The 24,700-nt window shown below is 63.9% G+C and carries 19 protein-coding genes and 1 tRNA gene; 11 read left to right on the top strand and 9 right to left on the bottom strand.

Annotation, left to right across the window (positions count from 1 at the left end):
- The first annotated feature begins 2 nt into the window (after positions 1–2).
- The 6 genes from pheA (at position 3) to ACZ46Y_RS08385 (ending at position 7,803) form a co-directional block, all read left to right on the top strand.
- Positions 3–1,097 carry a prephenate dehydratase gene (gene pheA, locus ACZ46Y_RS08410; protein WP_311956372.1) on the top strand — a complete coding sequence of 365 codons (1,095 nt, stop codon included), beginning with the start codon at positions 3–5 and terminating at the stop codon, positions 1,095–1,097.
- Positions 1,094–3,430 (top strand): bifunctional prephenate dehydrogenase/3-phosphoshikimate 1-carboxyvinyltransferase, encoded by a 2,337-nt coding sequence (locus ACZ46Y_RS08405; RefSeq protein WP_311956373.1) that lies wholly within the window; start codon positions 1,094–1,096, stop codon positions 3,428–3,430. The genes pheA and ACZ46Y_RS08405 overlap by 4 nt, the downstream gene beginning before the upstream one ends.
- On the top strand, positions 3,420–4,118 hold the full coding sequence (cmk, locus tag ACZ46Y_RS08400; protein WP_311956374.1) for a (d)CMP kinase: 699 nt from the start codon (positions 3,420–3,422) through the stop codon (positions 4,116–4,118). Before ACZ46Y_RS08405 ends, cmk begins: the two co-directional genes overlap by 11 nt.
- Positions 4,119–4,302: 184 nt before the next feature.
- Positions 4,303–5,982: a 30S ribosomal protein S1 gene (rpsA, locus tag ACZ46Y_RS08395; protein WP_311956375.1), complete on the top strand. Its 1,680-nt coding sequence runs from the start codon at positions 4,303–4,305 to the stop codon at positions 5,980–5,982.
- A 524-nt stretch (positions 5,983–6,506) separates the two neighbouring features.
- Positions 6,507–6,872, top strand: a complete 366-nt coding sequence (locus ACZ46Y_RS08390) for a histone-like nucleoid-structuring protein, MvaT/MvaU family (protein WP_311956376.1) — start codon at positions 6,507–6,509, stop codon at positions 6,870–6,872.
- A gap of 610 nt (positions 6,873–7,482) precedes the next feature.
- Positions 7,483–7,803, top strand: coding sequence for a hypothetical protein (locus ACZ46Y_RS08385; RefSeq protein ID WP_311956377.1), 321 nt, complete (start codon positions 7,483–7,485; stop codon positions 7,801–7,803).
- On the opposite strand, the gene ACZ46Y_RS08380 is transcribed toward ACZ46Y_RS08385, so the two are convergent.
- Genes ACZ46Y_RS08380 through pilB form a run of 6 tightly spaced genes read right to left on the bottom strand, consistent with a single transcriptional unit; the run spans position 7,794 to position 13,475 of the window.
- Positions 7,794–8,684, bottom strand: coding sequence for a DNA replication terminus site-binding protein (locus ACZ46Y_RS08380; RefSeq protein ID WP_311956378.1), 891 nt, complete (start codon positions 8,682–8,684; stop codon positions 7,794–7,796). The genes ACZ46Y_RS08385 and ACZ46Y_RS08380 overlap by 10 nt on opposite strands.
- Before the next feature lie 36 nt (positions 8,685–8,720).
- Complete coding sequence (gene yacG, locus ACZ46Y_RS08375; protein ID WP_311956379.1) at positions 8,721–8,972, bottom strand: DNA gyrase inhibitor YacG; 252 nt, start codon at positions 8,970–8,972, stop codon at positions 8,721–8,723.
- A 52-nt stretch (positions 8,973–9,024) separates the two neighbouring features.
- Positions 9,025–9,627, bottom strand: coding sequence for a dephospho-CoA kinase (gene coaE / locus ACZ46Y_RS08370; RefSeq protein ID WP_311956380.1), 603 nt, complete (start codon positions 9,625–9,627; stop codon positions 9,025–9,027).
- Positions 9,624–10,457, bottom strand: coding sequence for a prepilin peptidase (locus ACZ46Y_RS08365; RefSeq protein WP_311956381.1), 834 nt, complete (start codon positions 10,455–10,457; stop codon positions 9,624–9,626). The genes coaE and ACZ46Y_RS08365 overlap by 4 nt, the downstream gene beginning before the upstream one ends.
- Before the next feature lie 42 nt (positions 10,458–10,499).
- On the bottom strand, positions 10,500–11,726 hold the full coding sequence (locus tag ACZ46Y_RS08360) for a type II secretion system F family protein (protein WP_311956382.1): 1,227 nt from the start codon (positions 11,724–11,726) through the stop codon (positions 10,500–10,502).
- Between the two features lie 6 nt (positions 11,727–11,732).
- On the bottom strand, positions 11,733–13,475 hold the full coding sequence (gene pilB / locus ACZ46Y_RS08355; protein ID WP_311956383.1) for a type IV-A pilus assembly ATPase PilB: 1,743 nt from the start codon (positions 13,473–13,475) through the stop codon (positions 11,733–11,735).
- Between the two features lie 229 nt (positions 13,476–13,704).
- On the opposite strand from pilB, the gene ACZ46Y_RS08350 reads away from it, so the two are divergent.
- The 5 genes from ACZ46Y_RS08350 (at position 13,705) to ACZ46Y_RS08330 (ending at position 19,129) form a co-directional block, all read left to right on the top strand.
- Positions 13,705–14,193, top strand: coding sequence for a pilin (locus ACZ46Y_RS08350; RefSeq protein WP_311956384.1), 489 nt, complete (start codon positions 13,705–13,707; stop codon positions 14,191–14,193).
- Between the two features lie 187 nt (positions 14,194–14,380).
- A tRNA-Pro gene (locus ACZ46Y_RS08345) sits at positions 14,381–14,457 on the top strand.
- A gap of 1,669 nt (positions 14,458–16,126) precedes the next feature.
- Positions 16,127–16,654, top strand: a complete 528-nt coding sequence (locus ACZ46Y_RS08340; protein ID WP_311957158.1) for a hypothetical protein — start codon at positions 16,127–16,129, stop codon at positions 16,652–16,654.
- Positions 16,655–16,667: 13 nt separating this feature from the next.
- A complete protein-coding gene (locus ACZ46Y_RS08335; protein WP_311957156.1) occupies positions 16,668–18,185 on the top strand; it encodes a molybdopterin-dependent oxidoreductase in 1,518 nt (505 codons plus the stop codon).
- A gap of 32 nt (positions 18,186–18,217) precedes the next feature.
- On the top strand, positions 18,218–19,129 hold the full coding sequence (locus ACZ46Y_RS08330; RefSeq protein ID WP_311957154.1) for a hypothetical protein: 912 nt from the start codon (positions 18,218–18,220) through the stop codon (positions 19,127–19,129).
- A gap of 59 nt (positions 19,130–19,188) precedes the next feature.
- Here ACZ46Y_RS08330 and ACZ46Y_RS08325 read toward each other — a convergent pair whose 3' ends face one another.
- Genes ACZ46Y_RS08325 through ACZ46Y_RS08315 form a run of 3 tightly spaced genes read right to left on the bottom strand, consistent with a single transcriptional unit; the run spans position 19,189 to position 24,699 of the window.
- Positions 19,189–20,142, bottom strand: a complete 954-nt coding sequence (locus ACZ46Y_RS08325; RefSeq protein ID WP_311957151.1) for a 1,4-dihydroxy-2-naphthoate polyprenyltransferase — start codon at positions 20,140–20,142, stop codon at positions 19,189–19,191.
- 1 nt (position 20,143) lies between these two features.
- Entirely contained in the window at positions 20,144–21,592 is a 1,449-nt protein-coding gene (locus ACZ46Y_RS08320) for an efflux transporter outer membrane subunit (protein ID WP_311957147.1), read from the bottom strand.
- Positions 21,589–24,699 carry an efflux RND transporter permease subunit gene (locus tag ACZ46Y_RS08315; RefSeq protein WP_311957145.1) on the bottom strand — a complete coding sequence of 1,037 codons (3,111 nt, stop codon included), beginning with the start codon at positions 24,697–24,699 and terminating at the stop codon, positions 21,589–21,591. The genes ACZ46Y_RS08320 and ACZ46Y_RS08315 overlap by 4 nt, the downstream gene beginning before the upstream one ends.
- Position 24,700 lies beyond the last annotated feature (1 nt).

Below are 24,700 nucleotides of genomic sequence, written 5' to 3'. Positions count from 1 at the left end.
CCATGTCTTCTGATGCGGCAGCCACCCTGGACGCGTTGCGCGAGCGCATCGACCAGCTGGACAACGATATCCTCCACCTGATCAGCGAGCGCGCCCGCTGCGCCCAGGAAGTCGCCGAGGTCAAGCTCGACGAAGACCCCGGCACGCTGTTCTACCGCCCCGAGCGCGAGGCCCAGGTGCTGCGCCGGATCATGGCCATGAACAAGGGCCCGCTGTCCGACGAGGAAATGGCGCGGCTGTTCCGCGAAGTGATGTCCGCCTGCCTGGCGCTGGAGCAGCCGGTGAAGGTCGCCTACCTCGGGCCCGAGGGCACCTTTACCCAGCAGGCGGCGCTCAAGCACTTCGGCGAAAGCGCGGTCAGCCTGCCCATGGCCGCCATCGACGAGGTTTTCCGCGAGGTGGAAGCCGGCGCGGTGAACTACGGCGTGGTGCCGGTGGAAAACTCTACCGAAGGCGTGGTCAACCACACCCTGGATACCTTCCTTGAGTCCTCGATCCGCATCAGCGGCGAGGTGGTGCTGCGCATTCACCACCACCTGCTGGTGGGCGAGAACACCCGGCGCGACAAGATCTCGCGGATCTACTCGCACCCGCAGTCGTTCGCCCAGTGCCGCAAGTGGCTCGACGCCCACTATCCCCACGCCGAGCGCGTGGCCGTGGCCTCCAACGCCGAGGCCTCAAGGCTGGTCAAGACCGAGTGGCACAGCGCGGCCATCGCCGGCGACATGGCCGGCAAGCTCTACGGCCTCGAGGTCATCGCCGACAAGGTCGAGGACCGCCCGGACAACTCCACGCGCTTTTTGATTATCGGCAGCCGCGACGCGCCGTTTTCCGGCAGCGACAAGACCTCGCTGGTGGTCGCCATGCGCAACCAGCCCGGCGCGCTCCACGACCTGCTGGAGCCGTTCCACCGCCACCGCATCGACATGACCCGGCTGGAAACCCGGCCCTCGCGCAGCGGCGTGTGGAACTACGTCTTCTTCATCGACTTCGTCGGCCACCACGACGAGCCCCACATCGCCGCGATGCTCGACGAAGTCCGCCTGCGCGCCGCCGACCTCAAGGTGCTCGGCTCCTACCCCCAGGGCGTGCTGTGACCGAGGGCGCGACGACAGAACGTGCGACAGGGCGCGCGGCCGCCGAGCCCGCCCTGCTGATTGTCGGGCTGGGGCTGATCGGCGGCTCCCTGGCCGCCGGGCTACGGGCGTCGGGCTTTGCCGGGCGCATCACCGCCTGCGACCCCGACGCCGGAGAAATACAGCGCGGCATCGCGATGGGCCTGATCGACGCCGGCGGCACAAGCCTTGACGAGCTGGCGCCGGCGGCGGACGTCATCGTGCTCGCCGTGCCGGTGCTCGCTATGGAGGGCGTGCTGGGCGAGCTTGCCGCGCTTAGCCCTGGGCTGGAAGGGCAGACGGTGACCGATGTGGGCAGCACCAAGGCTACCGTGCGCGACGCCGCCCGCCGGGTGTTCGGCGGAATGCCGCCGACCCTGGTGCTGGGCCACCCCATCGCCGGCTCGGAAAAAAGCGGCGTGGCCGCGGCGACGCCTGAGCTATACGCCGGGCACAACGTCATCCTCACCCCCGAGGCCCACACCGACGCCGGGGCGCTGGCCGTAGTGCGCGGGCTGTGGCAGGCCTGCGGCGCCAACGTGCTGGAAATGGACGTCGAGCGCCACGACGCCGTGCTCGCGCAAACCAGCCATCTGCCGCACCTGCTGGCGTTTTCGCTGGTGGACACGCTCGCCCGCCAGGACGCCCGGCTGGATATCTTTCGCTACGCCGCCGGCGGCTTTCGCGACTTTACCCGCATCGCCGGCAGCGACCCGGTGATGTGGCGGGATATTTTTGTCGCCAACCGCGACGCCGTGCTCGCCTCGCTGGACGACTTCGAGGCCGGGCTTGGCCGCCTGCGCGCCGCGGTAGAGGCCGGCGACGGCGACGCCATGCTCGCCGCCTTCGGTCGCGCCAGCCACGCGCGCCACTATTTTGAATCCCTGCTGAACAAAACCAGCTATCAGACGGAATATGCCATGCAATCACAGAGTCAGGTGACGTACCGGGTGCGTCCGGGCGGCGGCGCCCGGGGGCGCGTGCGCGTGCCCGGCGACAAGTCGATTTCCCACCGCTCGATCATGCTCGGCGCCCTTGCCGACGGCGCGACCACCGTGAGCGGTTTTCTCGAAGGCGAAGACAGCCTCGCCACGCTGCAGGCGTTTCGCGAGATGGGCGTGGCCATCGAAGGCCCCAATCAGGGCCGGGTGGTCATCCACGGCGTGGGCATTAACGGCCTCAAGGCGCCCTCGGGGCCCATCTACGTGGGCAACTCGGGCACCGCCATGCGCCTCTTTGCCGGGCTTCTCGCCGGGCAATCGTTCTCAAGCGAGCTTGCCGGCGACGACTCGCTGGCCAAGCGCCCGATGAACCGTGTGGCCGACCCGCTGCGCGACATGGGAGCGACCATCGACACCGCCGAGGGCGGCCGCCCGCCGCTGAAGATTCACGGCGGCCAGGCGCTTACCGGCATGTATTACGACATGCCGGTGGCGAGCGCCCAGGTCAAGTCCTGCCTGCTGCTCGCCGGCCTCTACGCCGAGGGCGAAACCCGGGTGCGCGAGCCCGCCCCCACTCGGGATCACACCGAGCGCATGCTCGGCGGCTTTGGCTACCCGGTCGAGCGCGACGGCGACACCTGCTGGCTCGAGGGCGGCAAGCGTCTGACCGCAAGCCCCATCGACGTACCCGCGGACATTTCCTCGGCGGCGTTTTTCATGGTCGCCGCGGCGATTACCCCGGGGAGCGACCTCACCCTTGAGCACGTGGGAACGAACCCCACCCGCACCGGGGTGATCAACGTCCTCAAGCTGATGGGCGCGGACCTTGAGCTTGCCAACCAGCGCGAAGTGGGCGGCGAGCCAGTGGCCGACGTGCGCGTGCGCTACGCCCCGCTCAAGGGCATCGACATCCCGGTCGAGCAGGTGCCGCTGGCCATCGACGAGTTCCCCGCGCTGTTCATCGCCGCCGCCAACGCCGCCGGCACCACCCGGCTGCGCGATGCTGCCGAGCTGCGGGTGAAGGAGTCCGACCGCCTTGCCGCCATGGCCGAAGGCCTTGCAACGATTGGCGTGGACCATACGCTGTATGAGGACGGCATCGACATTGTCGGCAACGGAAACGTGGATAACGGCGGGGCGGAGGCCCCGAGCTACGGCGGCGGGCGCATCGACAGCCTCGGCGATCACCGCATCGCCATGGCCTTCGCCGTGGCCGCGCTGCGCTCAGGCAGTGAGATCGTCATCGACAACTGCGCCAACGTCGCCACCTCCTTTCCCGACTTCACCGAGCTTGCCAACCGCATTGGCCTGGTCATTGAAATCATGACTCAGGAAACCACAGGCCCGGAAACGGAGAGCAACAATGAGCGCTGACGACATCATGACTCCGGTGCTGACCATCGACGGCCCCGGCGGCGCCGGCAAGGGCACGGTCAGCAGCCTGGTCGCCGAGCGCCAGGGCTGGCACCTGCTGGACAGCGGCGCGCTGTACCGCCTGACCGCGTACGCCGCCGGCAAGCACGGCGTTGCCCTTGACGACGAAGCCGGCCTGGCCCGGGTGGCCGAAACCCTCGACGTCGCCTTCCCGGTAGAGGGCGGCACGGTGCAGACGCTGCTCGAAGGCGAGGACGTCAGCCGCGCCATCCGCACCGAGCAGGCCGGCGAGCGCGCCTCCCGGGTGGCGGCGGTGCCCGCGGTACGCGAAGCGCTGCTCAAGCGCCAGCGCGACTTCGGCAAGCCCCCGGGGCTGGTGGCCGACGGCCGCGACATGGGCACGGTGGTGTTTCCCGACGCCGGGCTCAAGATATTTCTCACCGCCTCGGCTTCCGAACGCGCCCGGCGACGCTACGCACAGTTGCAGCAAGCCGGCGTGGATGCTAATCTTTCGAGTCTTTTGCAGGAGATTCAGGCACGCGATGCACGCGACACGCAGCGCAGCGTGGCTCCGCTCAAGCCGGCAGACGATGCCGTAACCCTTGACACCACGCGCCTGAGTATACCGGAAGTGGTTGAACAGCTGACCGAACTGCTGGCCCAGCGGGGCATGGCGTCCGGCGCTTGATTCTCCCTTGCGGCGCTTTTGCTGCGGCGTCACGGCATGATCGGGCGATCTTTCACACTGCCAGCCCGGTGATGTCTAACCAGCGTTAACGTCCGCAAAAGCAGAGTGACATTAGGCCCGTACTTGCTGGTGGTACGGAGAAGGCACATCGTGCCTCAAACAACGTTGATCACGTAGGAACACCATGAGCGAAAGCTTTGCTGAACTGTTTGAACAGTCTCTTAACGACATCAATATGGAGCCCGGCGCCATCGTCGCGGCTCAGGTTGTCGATATTGACGGTGACTGGGTTACCGTCAACGCCGGCCTGAAATCCGAAGGCCAGATCCCCGCGTCGCAATTCCTCGACGAAAACGGCGAGCTCGCCATTGCCGTCGGTGATGACGTGCACGTCGCCCTGGAAGCCGTGGAAGACGGTTTCGGCGCTACCCGCCTGTCCCGCGAGAAGGCCAAGCGCGCCGAAGCGTGGAAGGTGCTGGAAGCCGCCTTCGAGAAAGACGAAATCGTCAAGGGCGTGATCAACGGCAAGGTCAAGGGCGGTTTCACCGTCGACGTCGACACCATCCGTGCCTTCCTGCCCGGCTCGCTGGTTGACGTACGCCCGGTGCGCGACACCACGCACCTGGAAAACAAAGAGCTTGACTTCAAGGTCATCAAGCTCGACCCCAAGCGCAACAACGTCGTGGTCTCGCGCCGCGCGGTGCTTGAGGCTGAAAACAGCGCCGAGCGCGAAGCGCTGCTCGCCACGCTCCAGGAAGGCCAGCAGATCAAGGGTATCGTCAAGAACCTGACCGACTACGGCGCCTTCGTCGACCTCGGCGGCGTCGACGGCCTGCTGCACATCACCGACATGGCCTGGAAGCGCATCAAGCATCCGTCCGAAATCGTCAACGTGGGCGACGAGATCAACGTCAAGGTGCTCAAGTTTGACCGCGAGCGCAATCGCGTTTCGCTGGGTCTCAAGCAGCTGGGCGAAGATCCGTGGGTCAACATCAAGGATCGTTACCCGGAAGGCACCAAGGTGCACGCCACCGTCACCAACCTCACCGACTACGGCTGCTTTGCCGAGCTGGAAGAGGGCGTCGAAGGGCTGGTTCACGTCTCCGAAATGGACTGGACCAACAAGAACATCCACCCCTCCAAGGTCGTGCAGGTGGGTGACGACGTCGACGTCATGGTGCTCGATATCGACGAAGAGCGTCGTCGTATCTCCCTGGGTATCAAGCAGTGCACGGCCAACCCCTGGGAAACCTTCAACGCCGAGCACAACAAGGGCGACCGCGTTGCCGGTACCATCAAGTCGATCACCGACTTCGGTATCTTCATCGGCCTGGAAGGCGGCATCGACGGCCTGGTACACCTGTCCGACATTTCCTGGACCGAACCCGGCGAAGAAGCCGTGCGCCAGTTCAAGAAAGGCGACGAAGCCGAAGCCGTTATCCTCTCCATCGATCCCGAGCGCGAGCGCATTTCGCTTGGCATCAAGCAGATGGATACCGACCCGGTTGCCGAGTTCCTATCGGTCAACGACAAGGGCACCGTGGTCACCGGCCGCGTGGTCGAGGTTGACGCCAAGGAAGCCCAGGTTGAGCTGGCTACCGACGTCGTCGCCGTGCTCAAGGCCTCTGAAATCAGCGCCGACCGCGTGGAAGACGCGCGCAACGTGCTGAATGAAGGCGACAGCGTCGATGCGCGCATCGTCAGCGTCGATCGCAAGAGCCGCCAGATCAACCTCTCGATCAAGGCCAAGGATCAGGACGACACGCGCCAGAACATGAAGAAGCTGCGCGACGATCAGGAAGGCGGTAGCGGCGGTGCCACTACCATCGGCGAGCTGATCAAGCAGCAGATGGGTCAGGACTAAGCCTCCGCCCCTTCTTGTTCAGGACGCTGGTTCTAGAGGTCACTGATATCTGCCAACGCCGCCCTTCGGGGCGGCGTTTTTTGTACTTTTCTGCCTTTTCTCTTTTGCCTTTTTCTATCCTTTTCCTTCTTGTCTCTTTGTTACGCCTTTCTTGTCTCTCTTTTGCCTGAGCTATCTAGCCCGGGCGAACTCATCGCACGCAGGCGTTATGCAATAGCGTTATTCCGTATGCCGTCTGGGTACGATTGCAGGGTTTGTTGCTTGAATTCAGGGGTTCAAAGCTTGCCCAGCGGTATGCTTTCACCAAGTTAACTCGATATATTGGCCCGATAGGCCAGACTGTCTTTATTTATGCTTGCGAGTTTGCTCTGTTGCAGTAATAATATGCGGCACCGGTAAAAGTCCGCTGCCGCCCCGGTACTTGTTGTCGAGGTTTTTTGGGGCAGGTAACCCGAGAGACATTATCGGGAGCATATATTCGGGAAGCGGTAAGCGCTACTTCCACATTGGCTAATGGAATCAAGATGTCACTACTCAATCAATACGTTCAGAAAGAACAGCAGCTCAAGCAGCTTCAGGAAGAGATGGAACGCCTGGAAGGCGATCAGCGTCTGCAAAGCGAGCTTGAGTTCAAGGCCAAGCTCGAAAGCCTGATGGAGGAGTTCTCCAAACGCCCGGCAGACGTCATCGCGCTGCTGAGCCCCGAGCAGGCCAGCAAGCCGGCGACTACCACCACCGGCCGCCGCAAGCGCCGTCTGAAGGTCTATGAAAACCCCCACACCGGCGGCGTGATCAAGACCCGCGGCGGCAACCACAAGGAGCTGCGCGCCTGGAAAAGCGAGTACGGCGACAAGACCGTCGAGTCCTGGGTTGTACGCACCGAAGACTAAGGTATTCCGGACAGACATAATCAGGGCCATCGCGCTGGATATGTCCGAGAAAGCCGGAAACAGGTCGAAGAAGGGTTCTACGCCATGGATGGCGTAGGGTAGCGTCCAGGGATGGATTCATAGCGCCCTTCGCAGACCTGTTGCCGGCTCAGTATTATCTACGATAGCCGGCCAGACATGGTAAACACGCTTACCTGTGTCCGGGCATCACACGCCCTTGCCGGCATTCAACGCCGGCCTTTCACGAAGCTATGTTCAAGTGCTACGGCAACGTTCAAGCGCTCATTGATGGCTAGACGATTGCTCTCGCTGCGACGCTGAATAAACCGCGCGTTGACGCTGGCGATGCGTATAGTCTTCAGCTCTGTCTTTAGATCTGCCTTTAGCGCTATCTTCAGCCCCGCCTTCAATGCCGTTTTTCGAGTCGATGTTGGCAGGCGGCGTGCCAATAGGCTTTTCAGAAGACTTTCAATACGGTTTTCATAAGCGGCTTTTAGAAACGACTTGCAAAACGTTTTTCCATTCAGACGGTCATATCGATACTCTACGACGGCTTAACCCTGGCCGGTCTTTCACACAGGGCGCAACACAAGGTGAAAATGGAACGATAATGAAACATCGCAACGCGGCTAAGCCATACAACGGACGGGAAAAGCTCAAGCAGTTCAAGGAGCTTGACGATGCGTTCGCCAGGGCGCTGCAGGAGCTGGATGACCCGAATTCCCGGCTGGACATACCCACCGGCCCGCCGGTGCGCTCCGCCGAGACGCTAGCGCAGGAAGAAGACGCCCAGGCCCGGGAGCAGGCGTTCGGCCAGCGCCTGGAGGCGCTGATGAAGGAGTACGGCATGAACCACGCCGTACTTGCCGAGCTGATCGGCACGCTGCTCAAGTGCGGCGTCTGGGCCGACAGGCCCAAGGCTCAGCGGTAGCGGTAGACCCGCAGGCTGGGCAAAAACGGCTCGTGTTCGAGCTTTTCATCCCGGCGCCGGGCCCGGGTGCGCTTTTCCGGCGGGGCGGCGGGCGGCTGGTTCGTGTGCGGCAGCCGCCCCTCGGGGGCGGGTATAAAGATCGGCATGGCGACGTTCAGCGCCCGCCGGGTGTGGCCGTCGGGTGCTGTCCGGGTAAAGACGGGCTCGGTAAAAAACAGATTGGCGCGCATCAGCGGCGCCTGGGGCTGCACCTGGGCGAGCGGCTCGGCGGAGGGAATACCCGCCAGCCGGCGCAGCTGAATGCGCACGTGGGCGGCGTCGCTGTCCAGGGCCAAGAGCTTTTGCTCCGCCTCCTGCACGCTCAGCCGCTTGATCGAGCGCCCGCTGCTGTACCAGGCAAAGCGCACCCGGGACACCGGCGCCTCGGCCACCGGCAGGTGGCGCCAGCACTGCTTCAGGTGCAGCCGCGCCAGGCCATTGCGCTCGAGCACCTCTTCCACCCGGGGGTGGCGCCGGGGCAGGCGCTCCCGGCCCTCGCTCAAAAGCCCCGGCGCCTGCTGCTTGATCGCCTGCAGGCACTCGCTGAAGGCGCTTTTGGCGGCGTTGGCCCGGGTCACCGCCGCGATCAGCGCCTCGTCGGCGGCGATCAGCCCCACATAGTTACGCGTCTGCCGGCCGTCCTGGCCCGGCGTATGCCACATGTCAAACAGTGCCTCTTCCAGCCAGCCGGCGTCCGCGGCGGGGGCGTTCAGCGCCCAGATCCCCGGGGCGCTTTGCTGCACCTGCTGTTTGACCGCCTCCAGCGCGGCCAGCACGTCGTCAAAGGCGCTGTCCAGCCGGTGCAGCAGCTGGTAATCCACCGGAGGTGATGAGCCGGGCATGGCGTGTCCTCTCAAGAAACGGGCGGCAGGTGAGCGTCAGGACAGCGGCGCGTCGCGGTCGGCGTCGCGCAGCAGCGCGTCGATATCGGCTTCGTCCATGGCGTCTTCGCCGCCGATGCGGTGGGTCTCGTCGGCCCAGGCGCCCAGGTCCAGAAGCTGGCAGCGGCGGCTGCAAAAGGGCCGGTAGGCGCTCTCCGGCGCCCAGACCACGCGCTTGCCGCACTGGGGGCAGGGTAGCTCGACGGCGGAGGCGCCGGCGGATGACGAAGGGGGCGTGTTGCCAGACATAGAAGACTCCTGAATTAGCCGTACGTAGGGGAGCGGGCCGCGCCCAAGCGCCTCAGGCCCGGGCCAGCAGGCGATAGCAAGCGTCCAGCGCGCCGGCCTGGGCGCGCATGAAGGCTCTGTCGCCGCCATTATCGACCACATCGCAGCCCCGGGAAAGCCGCTGCCGGCGCGAAAGCTGCGCGGCCATGATCGCCTCGACCTGCTCGGGGCTGACGCCGTCCCGGGCCAGGGTGCGCGCCCGCTGGGTGGCCTCGGGCACATCGACCACCAGGCAGCGCTCGATCAGCGCGTCCTGGCCGGACTCGAACAATAGCGGCGAGACCAGCAAAACGTAGGGCGCGGGGCCGGCTTCCAGGCGCTTTAGGTGCTCGACCAGGCGTTCGCGCACCCGGGGGTGGGTTTCTTCCTCGAGCCACTTGCGCTCGGCGGGGTCGGCAAATATCCGCTCGCGAAGCGCGGCGCGGTCGAGGCTGCCGTCGGCTTTCAGCACGCCGCGCCCGTGGCGCTCGGCAATGGCGGCAAGGGCCGGCTCCCCCGGGGCGACGATTTCCCGGGCGACGTCGTCGGCGTCTACCCAGGCCGCGCCGAGCTCGGCAAACGCCAGGGCCACGGTCGACTTCCCCGAGCCGATGCCCCCGGTCAGCCCGATGATCATATGACTAGCCTCAGGTAGGTGGCCATCAGCTCGTTACCCGCGAGCAGGCCGGCCCAGCCCGCCATGGCGAGAAAGGGGCCGAAGGGCATGGGCATGCCCCGGCGTTTGGGGCTCGCCTGCAGTGCCAGGCCCACCAGCGCGCCAAACCCGGCGGAGAGCACCAGAATCAGCGGCAGAAAGCTCCACCCCAGCCAGGCGCCCAGGGCGGCGAGCAGCTTGAAGTCGCCGTAGCCCATGCCTTCCTTGCCGGTGGCGAGCTTGAACAGCCAGTAAAAGCTCCACAGCGCCAGATACCCGGCCATGGCGCCGATCACCGCCGGGGCCAGCATGGCCGGCTGAAACGCCAGCTGGTACAAAAGCCCGGCCCATAAAAGCGGCAGCGTCAGCGCGTCGGGCAAAAGCTGGGTGCGCAGGTCAATCACCGCCATGGCGAGAAGCAAAAGGCAGGCGGCGAGGATAAAGCCCGCCTGCCAGCTAACGCCGAAAAGGGCGGCCACGGCGACGGTCAGCACCCCGCCGGCGAGCTCCACCAGCGGGTACTGCACGCTGATGCGCGCCTCGCAGGCCGCACAGCGCCCGCGCCGCTTGAGCCAGCCCGCCAGCGGAATATTGTCGTGCCAGCGGATGGGCGCCTCGCAGGCCGGGCACACCGAGCCCGGTGTCGCCAGGTTGAAGCGCGGCGGAGTTTCCTCGGGCAGCTCGAGCGCCGCCCGGGCTTCGGCCCGCCAGCCGCGCATCAGCATCACCGGCAGCCGGGCGATGACCACGTTGAGAAAGCTGCCCAGGCACAGGCCGAGCAGGGCGGCCAGCAGTAAAACGGGAATTGCCATGCGGATCCTTGAAAGCGTTCTTTGAAAGCGTTCTTTGAAAGGCTAAAGCGCCGAGCCCAGCGTAATAATGGGCATGTACATGGCGATGACCACGCCGCCGACCAGCACCCCCAGCACGACGATGATAAACGGCTCCATGAGCGAGGTCAGCGCCTCCACCCGGTTGCTCACCTGCTCTTCGTAGTGGTCCGCCACGCGGTTGAGCATGGCGTCCAGCGCGCCGGACTCCTCGCCGATGCTGACCATCTGCACCACCTGGGTGGGGAACATGTTGGTCATGCGGATGGCAAAGTTGAGCGGCCGGCCGGTGGTGACGTCGTCCCGGGCCCGGAGCACGGCCGCCTCGTAAACGCGGTTGCCCGTGGCCCCGGCGGAGATGGCAAGCCCCTCGGTGAGCGGAATGCCCGAGGTAAAGGTGGTGGCCAGGGTGCGCGAGAAGCGCGCCACCGCCGACATGTTGAGGATGCCGCCGATCACCGGCAGCCGTAAAAGCCAGGCGTCCGTGCGGTAGGCAAGCGACTCCGAGCGCTTGTGCAGGTAGCGAAACGCCACCGCCGCCAGCGCCAGCACCCCCAGCGCGCGCAGCCAGTACTGCTGCACCAGCGCCGAGAGGTGCATGGTCACCTGGGTGATGGCGGGAAGCTCGGCGTCAAAGCTCTGGAACATGCTCTCGAACTGCGGCACCACCTTGACCAGCAGCATGATGGTCACCCCGATGCCCACCAGCAATACCGCCGCCGGGTACCACATGGCCTTTTTCACCCGGCCCTTGAGCGACTCCACCTGCTCCTTGTGCGCGGCGATGCGCGACAGCACCTCGTCCATGGCGCCGGACTGCTCGCCGACGTGGACCAGATTGACGAACAATCGGTCGAAGTGCTCCGGGTGGCGGGCCAGGGTGTCCGAAAAGCTCGCCCCCGCCGTTACCTCAGCGGTGATCTGGCGCACCAGTTTTACCGTGGCCGGCTTCTCGGTGCTCTCGCGGACCACCTGCAGGGCCTGGAGCAGCGGAATGCCGGCGCGGATCATGGTCGCCATCTGGCGGGCGAACAGGGTGATGTCCGAAGGCTTCACCCGGCCCGGGCCGCCGAACTTCTTCTTGATCCGCTTGGCGCTGATCTCCTGGCGGCGCAGCTCGGCGCTGACCTCGGGCCGGCTGGCGCTCACCGTGTGGCCGCGCACCCGGCGCCCGGAGGCATCAATGCCCGTCCACTTCCAGCGGTACAGGGTGTCGGCCTCCGCGGGGCGCCGGCGGGGGGCGTATGCCATGGTCGCTTACTCCTTGGTGACCCGGTTGAGTTCCTCGAGGCTGGTGATACCTTCCAGCACTTTGTCGACGCCGCTGTGGTAGAGGCTTGAGTAGCCTTCCTCCCGGGCGAGGGCGTCGATCTCCATGGCGTTGGCGTTGCGCATGATCAGCCCGCGCATGGTTTCGGTGACCGGGACGACCTCGTAGACGCCGACCCGGCCCTTGTACCCCTGGGTGCATTTCTTGCAGCCCACCGCGCGGTAGAGCGTGGCGCCTGCCGTGTCGGCCTCGGCAAGGCCCATGGACGCCCGCGCCTCCGGGGGCACGTCCGCGGGCATTTTACAGGCCGGGCACAGCTTGCGCACCAGCCGCTGGGCGATGATCAGGCTTACGGCACTTGCAATGTTGAACGCCGAGACCCCGATGTTTGACAGCCGCGTGAGGGTTTCCGCCGCCGAGTTGGTGTGCAGGGTCGAGAGCACCAGGTGGCCGGTCTGCGAGGCCTTCACGGCGATTTCCGCGGTTTCCAGGTCGCGGATCTCGCCCACCATCACCACGTCCGGGTCCTGGCGCAGAAACGCCCGCAGGGCGCTGGCAAAGTCCAGCCCGATGCGCGGCTTGACGTTGACCTGATTGACCCCGGACAGGCGGATTTCCACCGGGTCTTCGGCGGTGCAGATGTTGCGCTGGACCTGGTTGAGAATGTTGAGCCCGGTGTAAAGCGTCACCGTTTTGCCGCTGCCCGTGGGGCCGGTAACAAGGATCATGCCCTGGGGCTTGGCCAGCGCCTTTTCGTACTGGCGGCGCTGCGCCGCGCTTACGCCCAGCTCGTCGATGCCCATCTGCGCGGCGGCCGAGTCGAGCAGGCGCAGCACCAGTTTCTCGCCGTAGATGGTGGGCAGCGAGTTGACGCGAAAGTCCAGCGAGCGGGTGCGCGACAGCCGCAGGCGGATGTTGCCGTCCTGGGGCAGGCGGCGCTCGGAGACGTCGAGGCGCGCCATGACCTTCAGCCGCGCGGCGATACGGTCGCGCATGGAAAACGGCGGCCGCGCCACTTCAGAGAGCATGCCGTCCACCCGGAAGCGCACCCGGTACAGGTGCTCGTAGGGCTCGAAGTGGATGTCCGAGGCGTCGGAGTTCACCGCGTCGAGGAGTATCTTGTTGACGAACTTGATGATCGGCGCGTCGTCGGCGTCGTCGCTGAAGTCTGGCTGGTACTCGTTGTCCGCGGTTTCCAGCGACGAAATGGCGTCGTCGATCTGGCCCATGCTTTCGAGCATGCTGCGCTCGTTCTGGGCGATGTAGCGCTGCAGCGTGGGCGCCAGCTGGTCCACCGGTGCCAGCACCCCCTCGACCCGCAGCCCGGTGGCAAACTGCAGCTCGTCGAGCTGGGTGAGCGTGGCGGGGTAGGGGATGGCCACGGTGAGGATCTGGCCGCGCCGGACCAGCGGCAGTACCTGCAGCTCGCGGAGTATTCGCGCCGGGTATTCCTGGGCCGGGGGCAGGGCCTCGGGGTTGACGGCGTCAAGGTCGAGCACCGGTAGCCCGTATTCCCGGCCGGCCACCACCGCGGCCTGGGCCGGCGCCACCAGGCCCGCTTCGACCACGTAGCGCAGAAGCTCGGTTTGCTGCTCCACGGCTTCGGTTTCGGCCAGCGCCGTGCGGGTTTCGCTCAAAAGCCCGTGGCGCACCAGCCGCTCGGCAATGCCGCGCAGCCCGCCCCGGGAGGCGGCGTGGCTCAGCATGGACTCGTAATAGGGTTGGCTCATGCGTGACTCGGCTGGTTGCTGGATGGGTGGCGGGTCGCGGTGCGCCTACTTGTACCACACTCGGCCCGCCGCCGGCATCCGCGCGCGCCGGCAGCAAGCGGAGAAAAATAGCGGGAAGAAAGGTATAAAAAAGTTGCGCCTTCGCCGAGCGTAATATAGTGTAACGAAGTGTACAGAGAAGAAACGAAACGCCTGCGCCGCGGGCACCCCAGGAGCCAAGGAGTTTCCCATGCAAAACCTTCCCACTTCGCAAGCCCGCAACCTCAAGCAGGGCGGTTTTACCCTGATCGAGCTGATGATCGTGGTCGCCATCATCGGCGTGCTGGCGGCGATTGCAATTCCGCAGTACCAGAACTACGTCGCCCGCTCCCAGGCCAGCGAAGCGCTGACGATTACTTCCGGCGTGCGTGCCGATATTGCCGAATACTATGCGCTTAATGGCAAAATGCCGGACAGTGCTTCTAAACTTAAAGCTGCTGCTGGTGAAGCTGCGAGCAATAATGACTTGGACATCTCCGGCCGCTATGTAGAGAAAGTGCGCTACAGCGATAAAAAAATTAAAGCAACGTTTGCAGATGAAAGTGCCCTCAAGGGCGCCATAATGTATGTTGCGCCTGCAGCTGACAATCTCGCCAATGGCTGGGAATGCTCTTGGGCTTCGGGCGGTTCGTTTACGGATGGTAAAGACAGCTGGCTGCCTTCCGGCTGCAAAGAATAAAAGGTAACGCGGCCTGCAGCCGCTGATGGATAACAGGGGCCTTCGGGCCCTTTTTTCGTTCCGGCCGTTACGGCGCATGCCCGGCCAGGCGCCTGAAACGAAAGCGCAAAAAGGGCTTTTCATCGCCGGCCAAACGCGCTAGTATACGCCTCGTCCTGAGGCCAAGGCCCGGGCGAGCATAAAGTGCCGGAGCGTGGCGCAGCTTGGTAGCGCGTTGCAATGGGGTTGCAAAGGTCGCAGGTTCGAATCCTGTCGCTCCGACCAGAAATATCAATAAAAACCGCCGCTTGGGAACATCCCCCGAGCGGCGGTTTTTTGTTGGGCCGGCTGTGGCATGGCAAGCTCATTACGTCGTTGCGAGCGCTTCCCCCTGGGTCATGGCGAGCACTTCACTTCCTGCGTCGTTGCGAGCGCAGCGAAGCAATCTCGGTTTTTCTCGCCAACGGCACAGCACGAGATCGCCACGTCGCTACGCTCCTCGCGACGACGGTAGTGGGAATAATGCACGCGCTTTCTTGGGTCATGGCGAGCACTTCACTTCCTGCGTCGTTGCGAGCGCAGCGAAGCAATCTCGGTTTTTCTCGCCAACGGCACAGCACGAGATCGCCACGTCGCTACGCTCCTCGCGACGACGGTAGTGGGAATAATGCACGCGCTTTCTTGGGTCATGGCGAGCACTTCACTTCCTGCGTCGTTGCGAGCGCAGCGAAGCAATCTCGGTTTTTCTCGCCAACGGCACAGCACGAGATCGCCACGTCGCTACGCTCCTCGCGACGACGGTAGTGGGAATAATGCACGCGCTTTCTTGGGTCATGGCGAGCACTTCACTTCCTGCGTCGTTGCGAGCGCAGCGAAGCAATCTCGGTTTTTCTCGCCAACGGCACGGCACGAGATCGCCACGTCGCTCCGCTCCTCGCGATGACGGTAGTGGGAGCAGCGCCACCGCCCGTACGAGATCGCCACGTCGCTTACGCTCCTCGCGACGACGGTAGTGGGAAAGTGCACACGCTCCCTTGGGCCAAGGCGAGCACTTCACTTCCTGCGTCGTTGCGAGCGCAGCGAAGCAATCTCGGTTTTTCTCGCCAACGGCACAGCACGAGATCGCCACGTCGCTCCGCTCCTCGCGATGATGATAGTGGGAAAGTGCACACGCTCCCTTGGGCTAAGGCGAGCACTTCACTTCCTGCGTCGTTGCGAGCGCAGCGAAGCAATCTCGGTTTTTCTCGCCAACGGCACGGCACGAGATCGCCACGTCGCTCCGCTCCTCGCGACGACGGTAGTGGGAAAGTGCACACGCTCCCTTGGGCCAAGGCGAGCACTTCACTTCCTGCGTCGTTGCGAGCGCAGCGAAGCAATCTCGGTTTTTCTCGCCAACGGCACAGCACGAGATCGCCACGTCGCTCCGCTCCTCGCGACGACAGTAGTGGGAAAGTGCACACGCTCCCTTGGGCCAAGGCGAGCACTTCACCTTCCTGCGTCGTTGCGAGCGCAGCGAAGCAATCTCGGTTTTTCTCGCCAACGGCACGGCACGAGATCGCCACGTCGCTTACGCTCCTCGCGACGACGGTAGTGGGAGCAGCGCCAACGGCACGGCACGAGATCGCCACGTCGCTTACGCTCCTCGCGACGACAGTAGTGGGGAAGTGCACGCGCTCCCTTGGGCCAAGGCGAGCACCCAAAGGGCGGGTGTAAAGGCAGCTCGCGCTGCGCGACGGTATCCCCATCTCACTGGCCATGGGTACCTGGAGTCAAACTCCGGCAGGTTATGGGCCTCTTGCAAGCCTTTCAGCCGTACCTGCGTTACTATTTGATGGATGAAGGTCGCTATATATAGCGATGAAGAGCTGGCCGGGCGCAATAGCGTCAATAGATATCTGACGGTGCCGAACAGCGGCCGGCGATTAATCATCTTCGATGGAGGCAGTACATCGTAATGGAAGACGAAAACTCTCCGGCTCTGCGTGCCGGTGTGGATTTTCGCGGCAGCAAAAACGCGACTCAGCGAGTCTTGAAGCACGCCAAGCCGGGTAAGAATCGCGCTCCGCTGTTGCGCTACGTTCGTATCAATCTCCCGCGGACCACCCGGCTGCTGTTGATTGCCATGGTGGCCGTCATCGGCGGTGCGTCGGCGGCTTCCGCGCTATTGAGCCACGAGCCGTTTTTCTTCGCGACGCCAATTCTGTGGGCTGTTGTCGGGGCGTCAGCCGTGTTCGTCGCCGTGGGTTTGCTGACCTCTGCCCGCCTCTGGAACCGGGGGCTTGCGATCGCGCTGGCTTCCCTGCTGGTCTATCTTGGCGGTCTTTTGGGCAGTGCGCCGTATGTCTGGAACGGGGCCAGCGTCGCTGCCGCCGCGATCTGGAATCTGACGCTTTTTGCCTCTACAGGCTACATCGTGCTTTTTGCGGCGCTGCGCTACGGAATGATCGTCGCCGCTCCCGACAATCAACGTTTCATGGACTGACAAGGGCTTCGCAATGGATCTCGGATTTCCGTGGTGGCTTCGGGTAGAGCACTTCCTCAATATCATTTTTATTTCATTTCTGGTGCGTTCGGGCCTCGAGATTCTGGGTTCCTACCCCAAGCTTTATCGCTCGCAGCACAGCGTGCCCGGCTCATCCTGGGCTCAGTTTACGATTCGGGAGGAGTCTAAGCACAAGTACTACACGGTGGGCGAAGAGTACAACGACTATTCCCCGCGCATTTCTCTCCCCGGGCGTGGCCTGCTGGGGCTGGGGCGGTATTGGCACTTCATCACGGTGACGGGGTTTGTTAGCTGCTGGTTCACCTATTTCGTGCTGCTGCTGGCGACAGGCCAGTGGCGGCGCTACGTTCCCACCAGCTGGGACACTTTTGCCCAAGCGGGTCAGGATATGCTGGCCTATCTCGCCTTTACCATGCCCCACGCCGTCGACGGGGCGGTGTTCAATGCCCTGCAGCAGCTGTCCTACGGGTTCGTGATACTGATACTGACGCCGCTGGTCATTCTGACCGGTGCCTTTCAGTCGCCGGCCATCGCCAACTCTTTCTCTGTTATCACCCGTGCGCTGGGCGGCCGCCAGGTGATTCGTAGCGTCCACTTTTTCTGCCTTGTGGGGTATCTGGCATTCTTCGCCATACACGTGCCGCTGGTCTTTCTTCACGGCTACCTGCACGAGACGTCCAAGATGGTGCTGGGGCACTCCAACGATCCTGTGTTGGGCGGCGCTATTTTTACCCTCGGCCTCGCCCTTGTGGTCACCCTGCACGTGGTCGCCACGCGGTGGTCGTTGGCGGACGGCCGCGCCGTTGAGAGGTTGCACAACGTGATTGTGCGGCCGTGGTCGAACCTGCTGTATAAGCTGCCCGCGCGCATGCACTACGATCGCTCGAATATCACCGGCAGGGACGTGGGGCTTGCTAACGCCACCCATCACTTCCGTGGCAGCGGGCGCCCGCCGGAAACCGAAGAATACCTGGCGCTGATGGCCAACGGCTACGAGGACGACTATGTGCTCGAAATCGGTGGCTACGTTGAGCGCCCGCTGACGCTGACGATTGCCGAGCTGCGCGAGCTTGCTGCGGGCCACTCTCAGACGACGCTTCACCACTGCGTGCAGGGCTTCACTTCGATTGGGCGCTGGCGCGGCATTGCCATGGCGGACCTGCTGGATATGGTAGGGCCCTTGCCCGGCGCGACTGACGTCGTGTACATCAGCTTCCAGAACATGGGCCGCGATGACGCCCTGTACGAGGGGGGCACCTACTACGAGTCCACGCCGATGGTGGAGGCGCGGATGCCCCAGACGATGGTTGCCTTTGAGCTCAACGAGGAAGGCGAGATTCCGGCCAAGAACGGCGCCCCGGTGCGGCTGCGCCTGGAAACCTCGACCGGGTTTCGCAGCCTCAAGTGGCTGGAACGTATTGAGGTGGTCAACCGCTACGGTATTATCCTTGAGGGCCGCGGTGGCTACTTCGAGGACACGGACTTCTTCGACCGCAACCAGCTAATCTGACCGTTCGCGAGAGAAGAAAAGGAAGTCGCACTATGGTTCTGAAAAACAGTACGGTTCTGAAAAAAACACGCCCATGCACCCAGGCCGAGCTCGATGCTTATATGGCCGCGCGGCCCAGGCCGGTGCGCAACACCTTTGAAGGTATGTACCCGCTACACGAGGACCTTGAACTGTCGGACGAGCAGGTTCAGATCGTGCTGGACTACCTGCAGGAGGTGAATTTCCATCTGCCCGGCGCCGCGGCGCATGAGTTTCTGGTGGTCCGCTGGGCGCGCTACAGCGGGTTTCAGTTCATGCAGGAACCCCTGGAAGCCTATGCCGTCGGGCTGCGCTGCACGCATCCCGGCATGGAAGACCAGCACACCTTCATTCGTATGTCCTGGGGCCAGCTGATGGGGGACCCCGAGGCCGTCCGTCTGCCGGTCAACGAACCGGTGCTGGCGAGCGATACGATGACGCTGGCCCGCTATCGCGATACGCGTACCGGGCCTTCGCGAACGGGCGTTGACGCCTATGGCGCCGGGTCCGGTGGCTCTGTAGCTGAGCCGGTGCCGGGCGCCGACTTCGACCTGAAGCTGCTGAACGGAGCGCTCAACGACGTGCTGGAGCAGCAGCGTACCGGCAAGGGGCGCGAGATAAACTCATGGTGGAACCCGGCGCTTGATTGGGGCGTTGCGCTGGCCGGGCGCTACCCGCGGCTGAAGTACTTCGAATCCAGGGGACGCCTCGATGAGAACACCCTGGCGGCGTTGCACGCCTTCGAGGCGCGGGCAGCCCGGGCGGAGGCAGCGTTACAGGAACTCGGCCTGGCCACTCCTGCGTCCGTGGCCGCGTCTGCGCTTAGGCAGGCGGATAAAGCGGAGAGTGGCACATTTTTCCGCCGTCATCGTATCCGCGACCCGCAGTCGCTCACCGAATCAGAGCTCGACGACCCCGAAGGCTGAAACGCCGAGATGAAACGCCGAGATGAAACGCCGAGATGAAAAGGCGCGTACGCCCAGCTTTATAAAAATGCCGGCAGTGCCAGGCCGAGCGCGAACAAAAAAGAGTGCGCTGCGAGCAGCTTTGCGACCTGGGCAAGCGCGGGATCAAGCGCCGCGCCGTCGGTCCTTTGCAGGATCGTGCGGATAATGGGGAAGGCGTAAGGCAGGGTGAGTAGCGGCGCGAGAACGAATGGGCCGTAGCCCAGGTACCAGAACAGGACCGGGATGGTGTAGGCAATCCCCGTCATGACTAAAAACTCGATCCGACTCCACCGATAGCCAATCAAGACCGCAAGCGAGTATTTGCCTGCCGCCCGGTCGGTTTCGCGATCGCGCATGTTATTGACGACGAGAATATTGGTCGCAAGCGCGGCGGCGGGAAGGCTTGCCAGAATGGCGGTGACCGGCAGCGTGTCAGAGGGCAGCCAGAGCGGGAAAGCGGGCACAAAAGAGGCCGCCTGTACGTAGTAGGTGCCGGTGACGGCGACGATGCCGAAGAAAATGAAGACGAAAAGGTCGCCGAGGCCATAGGAACCGAAGGGGTATGGGCCGCCCGCATAGAGTACCCCGGAGGCGATGCTTACTACTCCGATGACGATAATAGGGACGCCGCCTATCGCGACCAGGTAGCTACCGACCAGCACGGCCAGGGTGAACGTAGCGACCATGGCGCTCCGGACATCGGCCGGCTTGATGAGGCCGGACTGGGTCACTCGCGTAAAACCCTGGCGGTTTTCCGTGTCGACGCCGGACCGGGCGTCGTAGTAGTCGTTAGCGAAGTTTGTGCCGATCTGAATGAGCAGCGCGCCGAGTAGTGCGACAAGCGCCGGCAGCATGGCAAACACGTTCATGTAGACAGCCAGCCCCGTTCCCACGAATACCGGCGCGGCGGCCGCCGGCAGCGTATGGGGGCGCGCGGCAATCAGCCAGGCGCTTCGACGGGGTAGTTGCGGTTGTCCCTGGCCTGAAGACAACTCAGGAATCCGTCAAGGTCGCCGACGGCGACTCTTCGGCCAGCGATTGCCAGCCACCGCCCAGCGCTTTGTAGAGCCGGATCAGATTAGTGGTGATCTCGGCGTTGCTGGCGGCCAGCGCATCCTGGGCGGCCAGCTGCTCACGGTCGGCATCGAGCACTTCGATAAAGTCAGCGACACCGGCGTCATAGCGCGAGCGAGCAAGCGTCGCGGCGCGCGTTGCGGATTTCGCCGCGCTCTGCAGCGAGGCGTAGCGAATCTGCTCGTTGGCGTAAGCAGTGACCGCGTTATCGACATCCTCAAGCGCACCTAGTACGGCCGACTTCCAGCTAATGTAGGCCTGCTCCTGGACCTCGGACTGGGCCTCGATGCGGTTGCGTACCTGGCCACCGGAGAACAGCGGCCAGCTGACGACGGAACCAATGCCGAAGGTGCGGCTGGCTGACTCGAACAGGCTGCCGCCACTCAGCGCTTCCAGCCCTACCGAGCCATTCAAGCGAAGCTTAGGATAGAGCTCAGCAGTAGCCACACCCACCCGGGCTGTTTCGGCGGCTAGCATTCGCTCGGCGCGGCGGATATCGGGACGACGACGCAGTAGATCGGCGGGTACGCCGATGGCGACTTCTAACTGCGGGTTCGGGACTGACTTGGCTTGTGTGAAGACATCATCGAGCGCGCCCGGTTTTTCACCCAGTAGCATGGCCAGGCGATTGCGTGCGCGCTCGAGACGGGTTGCCAGCTGTGGAATGCTGCTGCGCGTCGTCTCCACGTTGCTGCGCGCACGCTCCAGGTCGATATCTTGTACCAGACCCGCGGCGTGGCGCGATTCGATCAAGTCGAAGGTCTCGCTCTGGCTTTCCAGGTTATCGCGAGCGATACGTAGGCGCTCCTGGAAGCTGCGCGCCTCGACGTAGTTTAACGCCACCTCGGCGAGCACGGACACTAAAATGTCACGCCGCGACTCGGCCGCTGCGTCAACGTCGGCCTCGGCCGCTTCCACTGAGCGGGCAACGCGGCCGAACAGGTCCAGCTCCCACCCGGCATCGAAGCCGGCGGAGTAAAGCTCGGTGGTCAAATCGTCGCTGCCGGAGACGTTCTCGCTGGAACGCGAGCGTTGAGCCCCGCCGCTGGCGTCCAGGGTGGGGAACCGGTCGCCTTCGGCAACGTTACGCAGGGCGCGGACCTGACGCAGCCGTGAGGCGGCGGCGCGCAGATCCAGATTGCTTGTTACCGCCTGGTCGATCAGCTGGTTCAGAGCCGGATCGTCCAGCGTCGTCCACCAGCGCGAAAGCTCAGTGGGCTGACCCGCCGTCAGCCCGGCGTCGCGGCGCAGCTGGTTGAATTCGGCATCAGTCTCGGCCTGTGGGGCCTTATAATCGGGACCGACCGCGCAGCCAGTGAGCACGACTGCACAGGGAACCAGCGCAAGGATCAAACGGCGAACCATCATGAAGCCTCCGAATGGCGGCCGCGCTCGCGCCCGCGTTGGATCAGGGTATAAAAGCCCGGTACTAGCAGAGTGCCAATCACCGTAGCTGCCGCCATGCCAAAGAATACGACGACGCCCACCGAGTGCCTGGCGCCGGCGCCAGCGCCGGTGGCAACGAGCAGCGGGAAGATGCCGAGCATGAACGACAGCGCCGTCATCATCACTGCCCGGAAGCGCAGCCGTGCCGCGGTAGCGGCAGCAGCGACGATCGACAGGCCTTCTTCCTCGCGCTGGGTGCGCGCAAACTCCACAATCAGTATCGCCTGCTTGGTCGATAGGCCGGCAAGCATGATGAGTCCGATCTGTGCATACAGCCCGAGACTGGTACCGGCCAGCAGGATGCCCGATAGCGCCCCGACCAGGGTAATTGGCACGATCAATAGTACCGCGACCGGGATAGCCCAGCTTTCATACTGGGCCACCAGGAACAGGAACACGAACAGTAGTGACAAGGCCAGAATCGGCGCCACGCTGCCGCTGGTTTTTTCCTGGTAGGACGCACCAGACCATTCGAAGCCATAGCCTTCCGGCAAAAATTCTGCAGCCAGCTCCTCCATTGCCTCCAGCGCCTGACCGGTACTGTAGCCCGGGGCCGGCGAGCCGTTGAGAGTCGCCGATAGGAACTGGTTGTAGCGATCCAGGCTTTCTGGGCCGAGCTCGGCCTCGACGTCGCCAAGCGCCGCTACCGGAACCATGTCGCCGCCGCGGCTGCGCACATACAGCTGGCTAATGTTATCGGGTTCGGCGCGACTGGTCGCCTCTGCCTGCATGACCACTTTATATAGCTGGCCGCTGAGGTTGAAGTCGTTGATGATCTGCGAACCGAGCTGAGCCTGAAGGGTGGTGAAAATCTCATTGATTGGCACGTCGAGCAGGTGCGCCTGATCACGATTGACGTTCAGGCGTATCTGCGGCACGTCCGGTGAGTAGGACGTGAATACGCGCGCCAGACGCGGATCCTGATTGGCCCGTTGGACCAGGCCTCTCGCCGTCTGTGCCAGCGCTGTCGGGCCGTGGCCGGCGTAATCCTGAAGCGTGAATTCGAATCCGCCACCCACGCCCAACCCCGGAATGGCCGGGGGCGCGAACACCGTGACGGTGGCTCCGGCGATATCGGCCAGGCGCTGCGAAACGCGCTCGGTCAGCGCTGCCGCCGACAGGCTCGCATCGCCGCGCTCATCCCAGGGATTGAGCTGCACAATGGCCATGGCGACGTTGGGGCCGTCGCTGCCGAGCAGCGAGGCGCCGCGGATAGAGATGATATCAGCCACGCCCTCCATCTCGCTGACCCGCGAGTCCACCTCGCGCATGATGCGGTCGGTGCGCTCAAGCGACGCCGCATCGGGCAGCTGGATCTGCACAAACAGTGCCCCCTGGTCTTCGTCAGGTAGAAAGCCCGTGGGCGCGCTTACAAACAGCACGGCCACCAGTCCGCCGGTAGCGGCCAGCACGCCCAGCGTGGCCCAGCCGTAGCGCGCAAAGAAGCCGGCAGCGTGGACATAGCCGCGGGTCAGCCGCTCAAACCCTGCGTTGAACCAGCGGAACCCTCGGCTCGGAGTCGCCTCTGTCCTGGGTTGGAGCAGCACCGCGCATAGTGCAGGGCTAAGCGTTAGCGCGACCACCGAGGAGATCGCCACTGAAATAGAGATAGTTAGGGCGAACTGCTGGTAGAGCTGACCGGCGATTCCCGGCATGAAAGTCACCGGCACGAACACCGCCAGCAGCACCAGCGTGGAGGCCACTACCGCGCCGGTCACTTCGCGCATGGTGGTGAGTGCCGCCTTCTGTGGCAACATGCCATCATCCATATGGCGCTGGACGTTTTCCAGCACGAGAATGGCGTCGTCCACCACCACCCCGATCGCCAGTATCAGCGCGAACAGGGTAATGGTATTGATCGAGAAGCCAATCAGCAGCAGCACCGCAAAGCTGCCGATCAGCGATACCGGAATCGCCAGCGCCGGTATCAACGTTGCCCGCAGGTTCTGCAGGAACACAAAGACGACGGCGATCACCAGCACAAGAGCAATCACCAGCGTGACGATCAGCTCCTGAAGGCTGACCGTAATAAAGTCTGTGGTGTCGAACGCCAGCTCATAGTCCATCCCCTCGGGGAAGCGCTTGGCGACCTCGGCCATTTCCTCTTCGGCGCCTTGTCCCACGTCCAGGGCATTGGCCTCGGGCTGTTGGAAGACGGCCATCAGAATCGCCGGCTGGCCGGAAAAGCGGCCGAAAGAGCTGTAGGACTGGGCGCCGAGCTCTACATCGGCCACGTCGCTGATACGCAGAATGCCGCCATCGGTGGTCGTGCGCAGGGCAATATTGCCAAACCCTTCGGGGTCATCAAGGCGACCCTGGGCGCGCACCGTGTACTGGTACTGCTGGCTGTCTGCCGCCGGTGGCGCCCCGACCTGGCCAGCCGCTGCCTGAACGTTCTGACTGCGAATGGCCCCGGCAATATCATTGGGCACTACCCCCAGGTCGGCCATGCGATCCGGCTGCATCCAGATGCGCATGCCGTAATCCTGGGCGCCGAAGATAAAGACGTCGCCGACCCCCGGCACCCGCGATAAACTATCCACCACGTTGGTGCTGGCGTAGTTGGAGAGAAACAGCGCGTCATGGGATTCGTCCGGCGAGTACAGCGCATAGATCTGCAGGATGGAGACCGATGCCTTGAACACCGACAGGCCCTGATCGGCCACGGCCTGGGGAAGCTGGGCCTGAACCAGCGAAACACGGTTTTGGACATCAACCGCGGCGATATCCGGATCCGTGCCCAGCTCGAAGGTGATGTTGAGCTCGTAGCGGCCGTTGCTGCTGGTCGACGACATATAGCTCATGCCGTCAACACCGTTGACCACGTCTTCGATCACCGTGGCTACGGTGGATTCCACCACGTCTGCGCTGGCACCGGGGTAGGTGGCCATGACTCGAACCCCGGGCGGTGTGATCTGCGGATACTGCTTGACGGGCAAACCGGTGAGCGCCAGTAGTCCGGCCAGCACAATCACCAGGGAGACGACAATCGCGAAACGCGGCCGATGAATGAAGAAACGACTGAACACG

Source organism: Halomonas garicola (genome assembly GCF_055382465.1).
The sequence above is the reverse complement of the archived record's forward strand: the minus strand, read 5'-3'. Positions and strand labels throughout refer to the sequence as shown.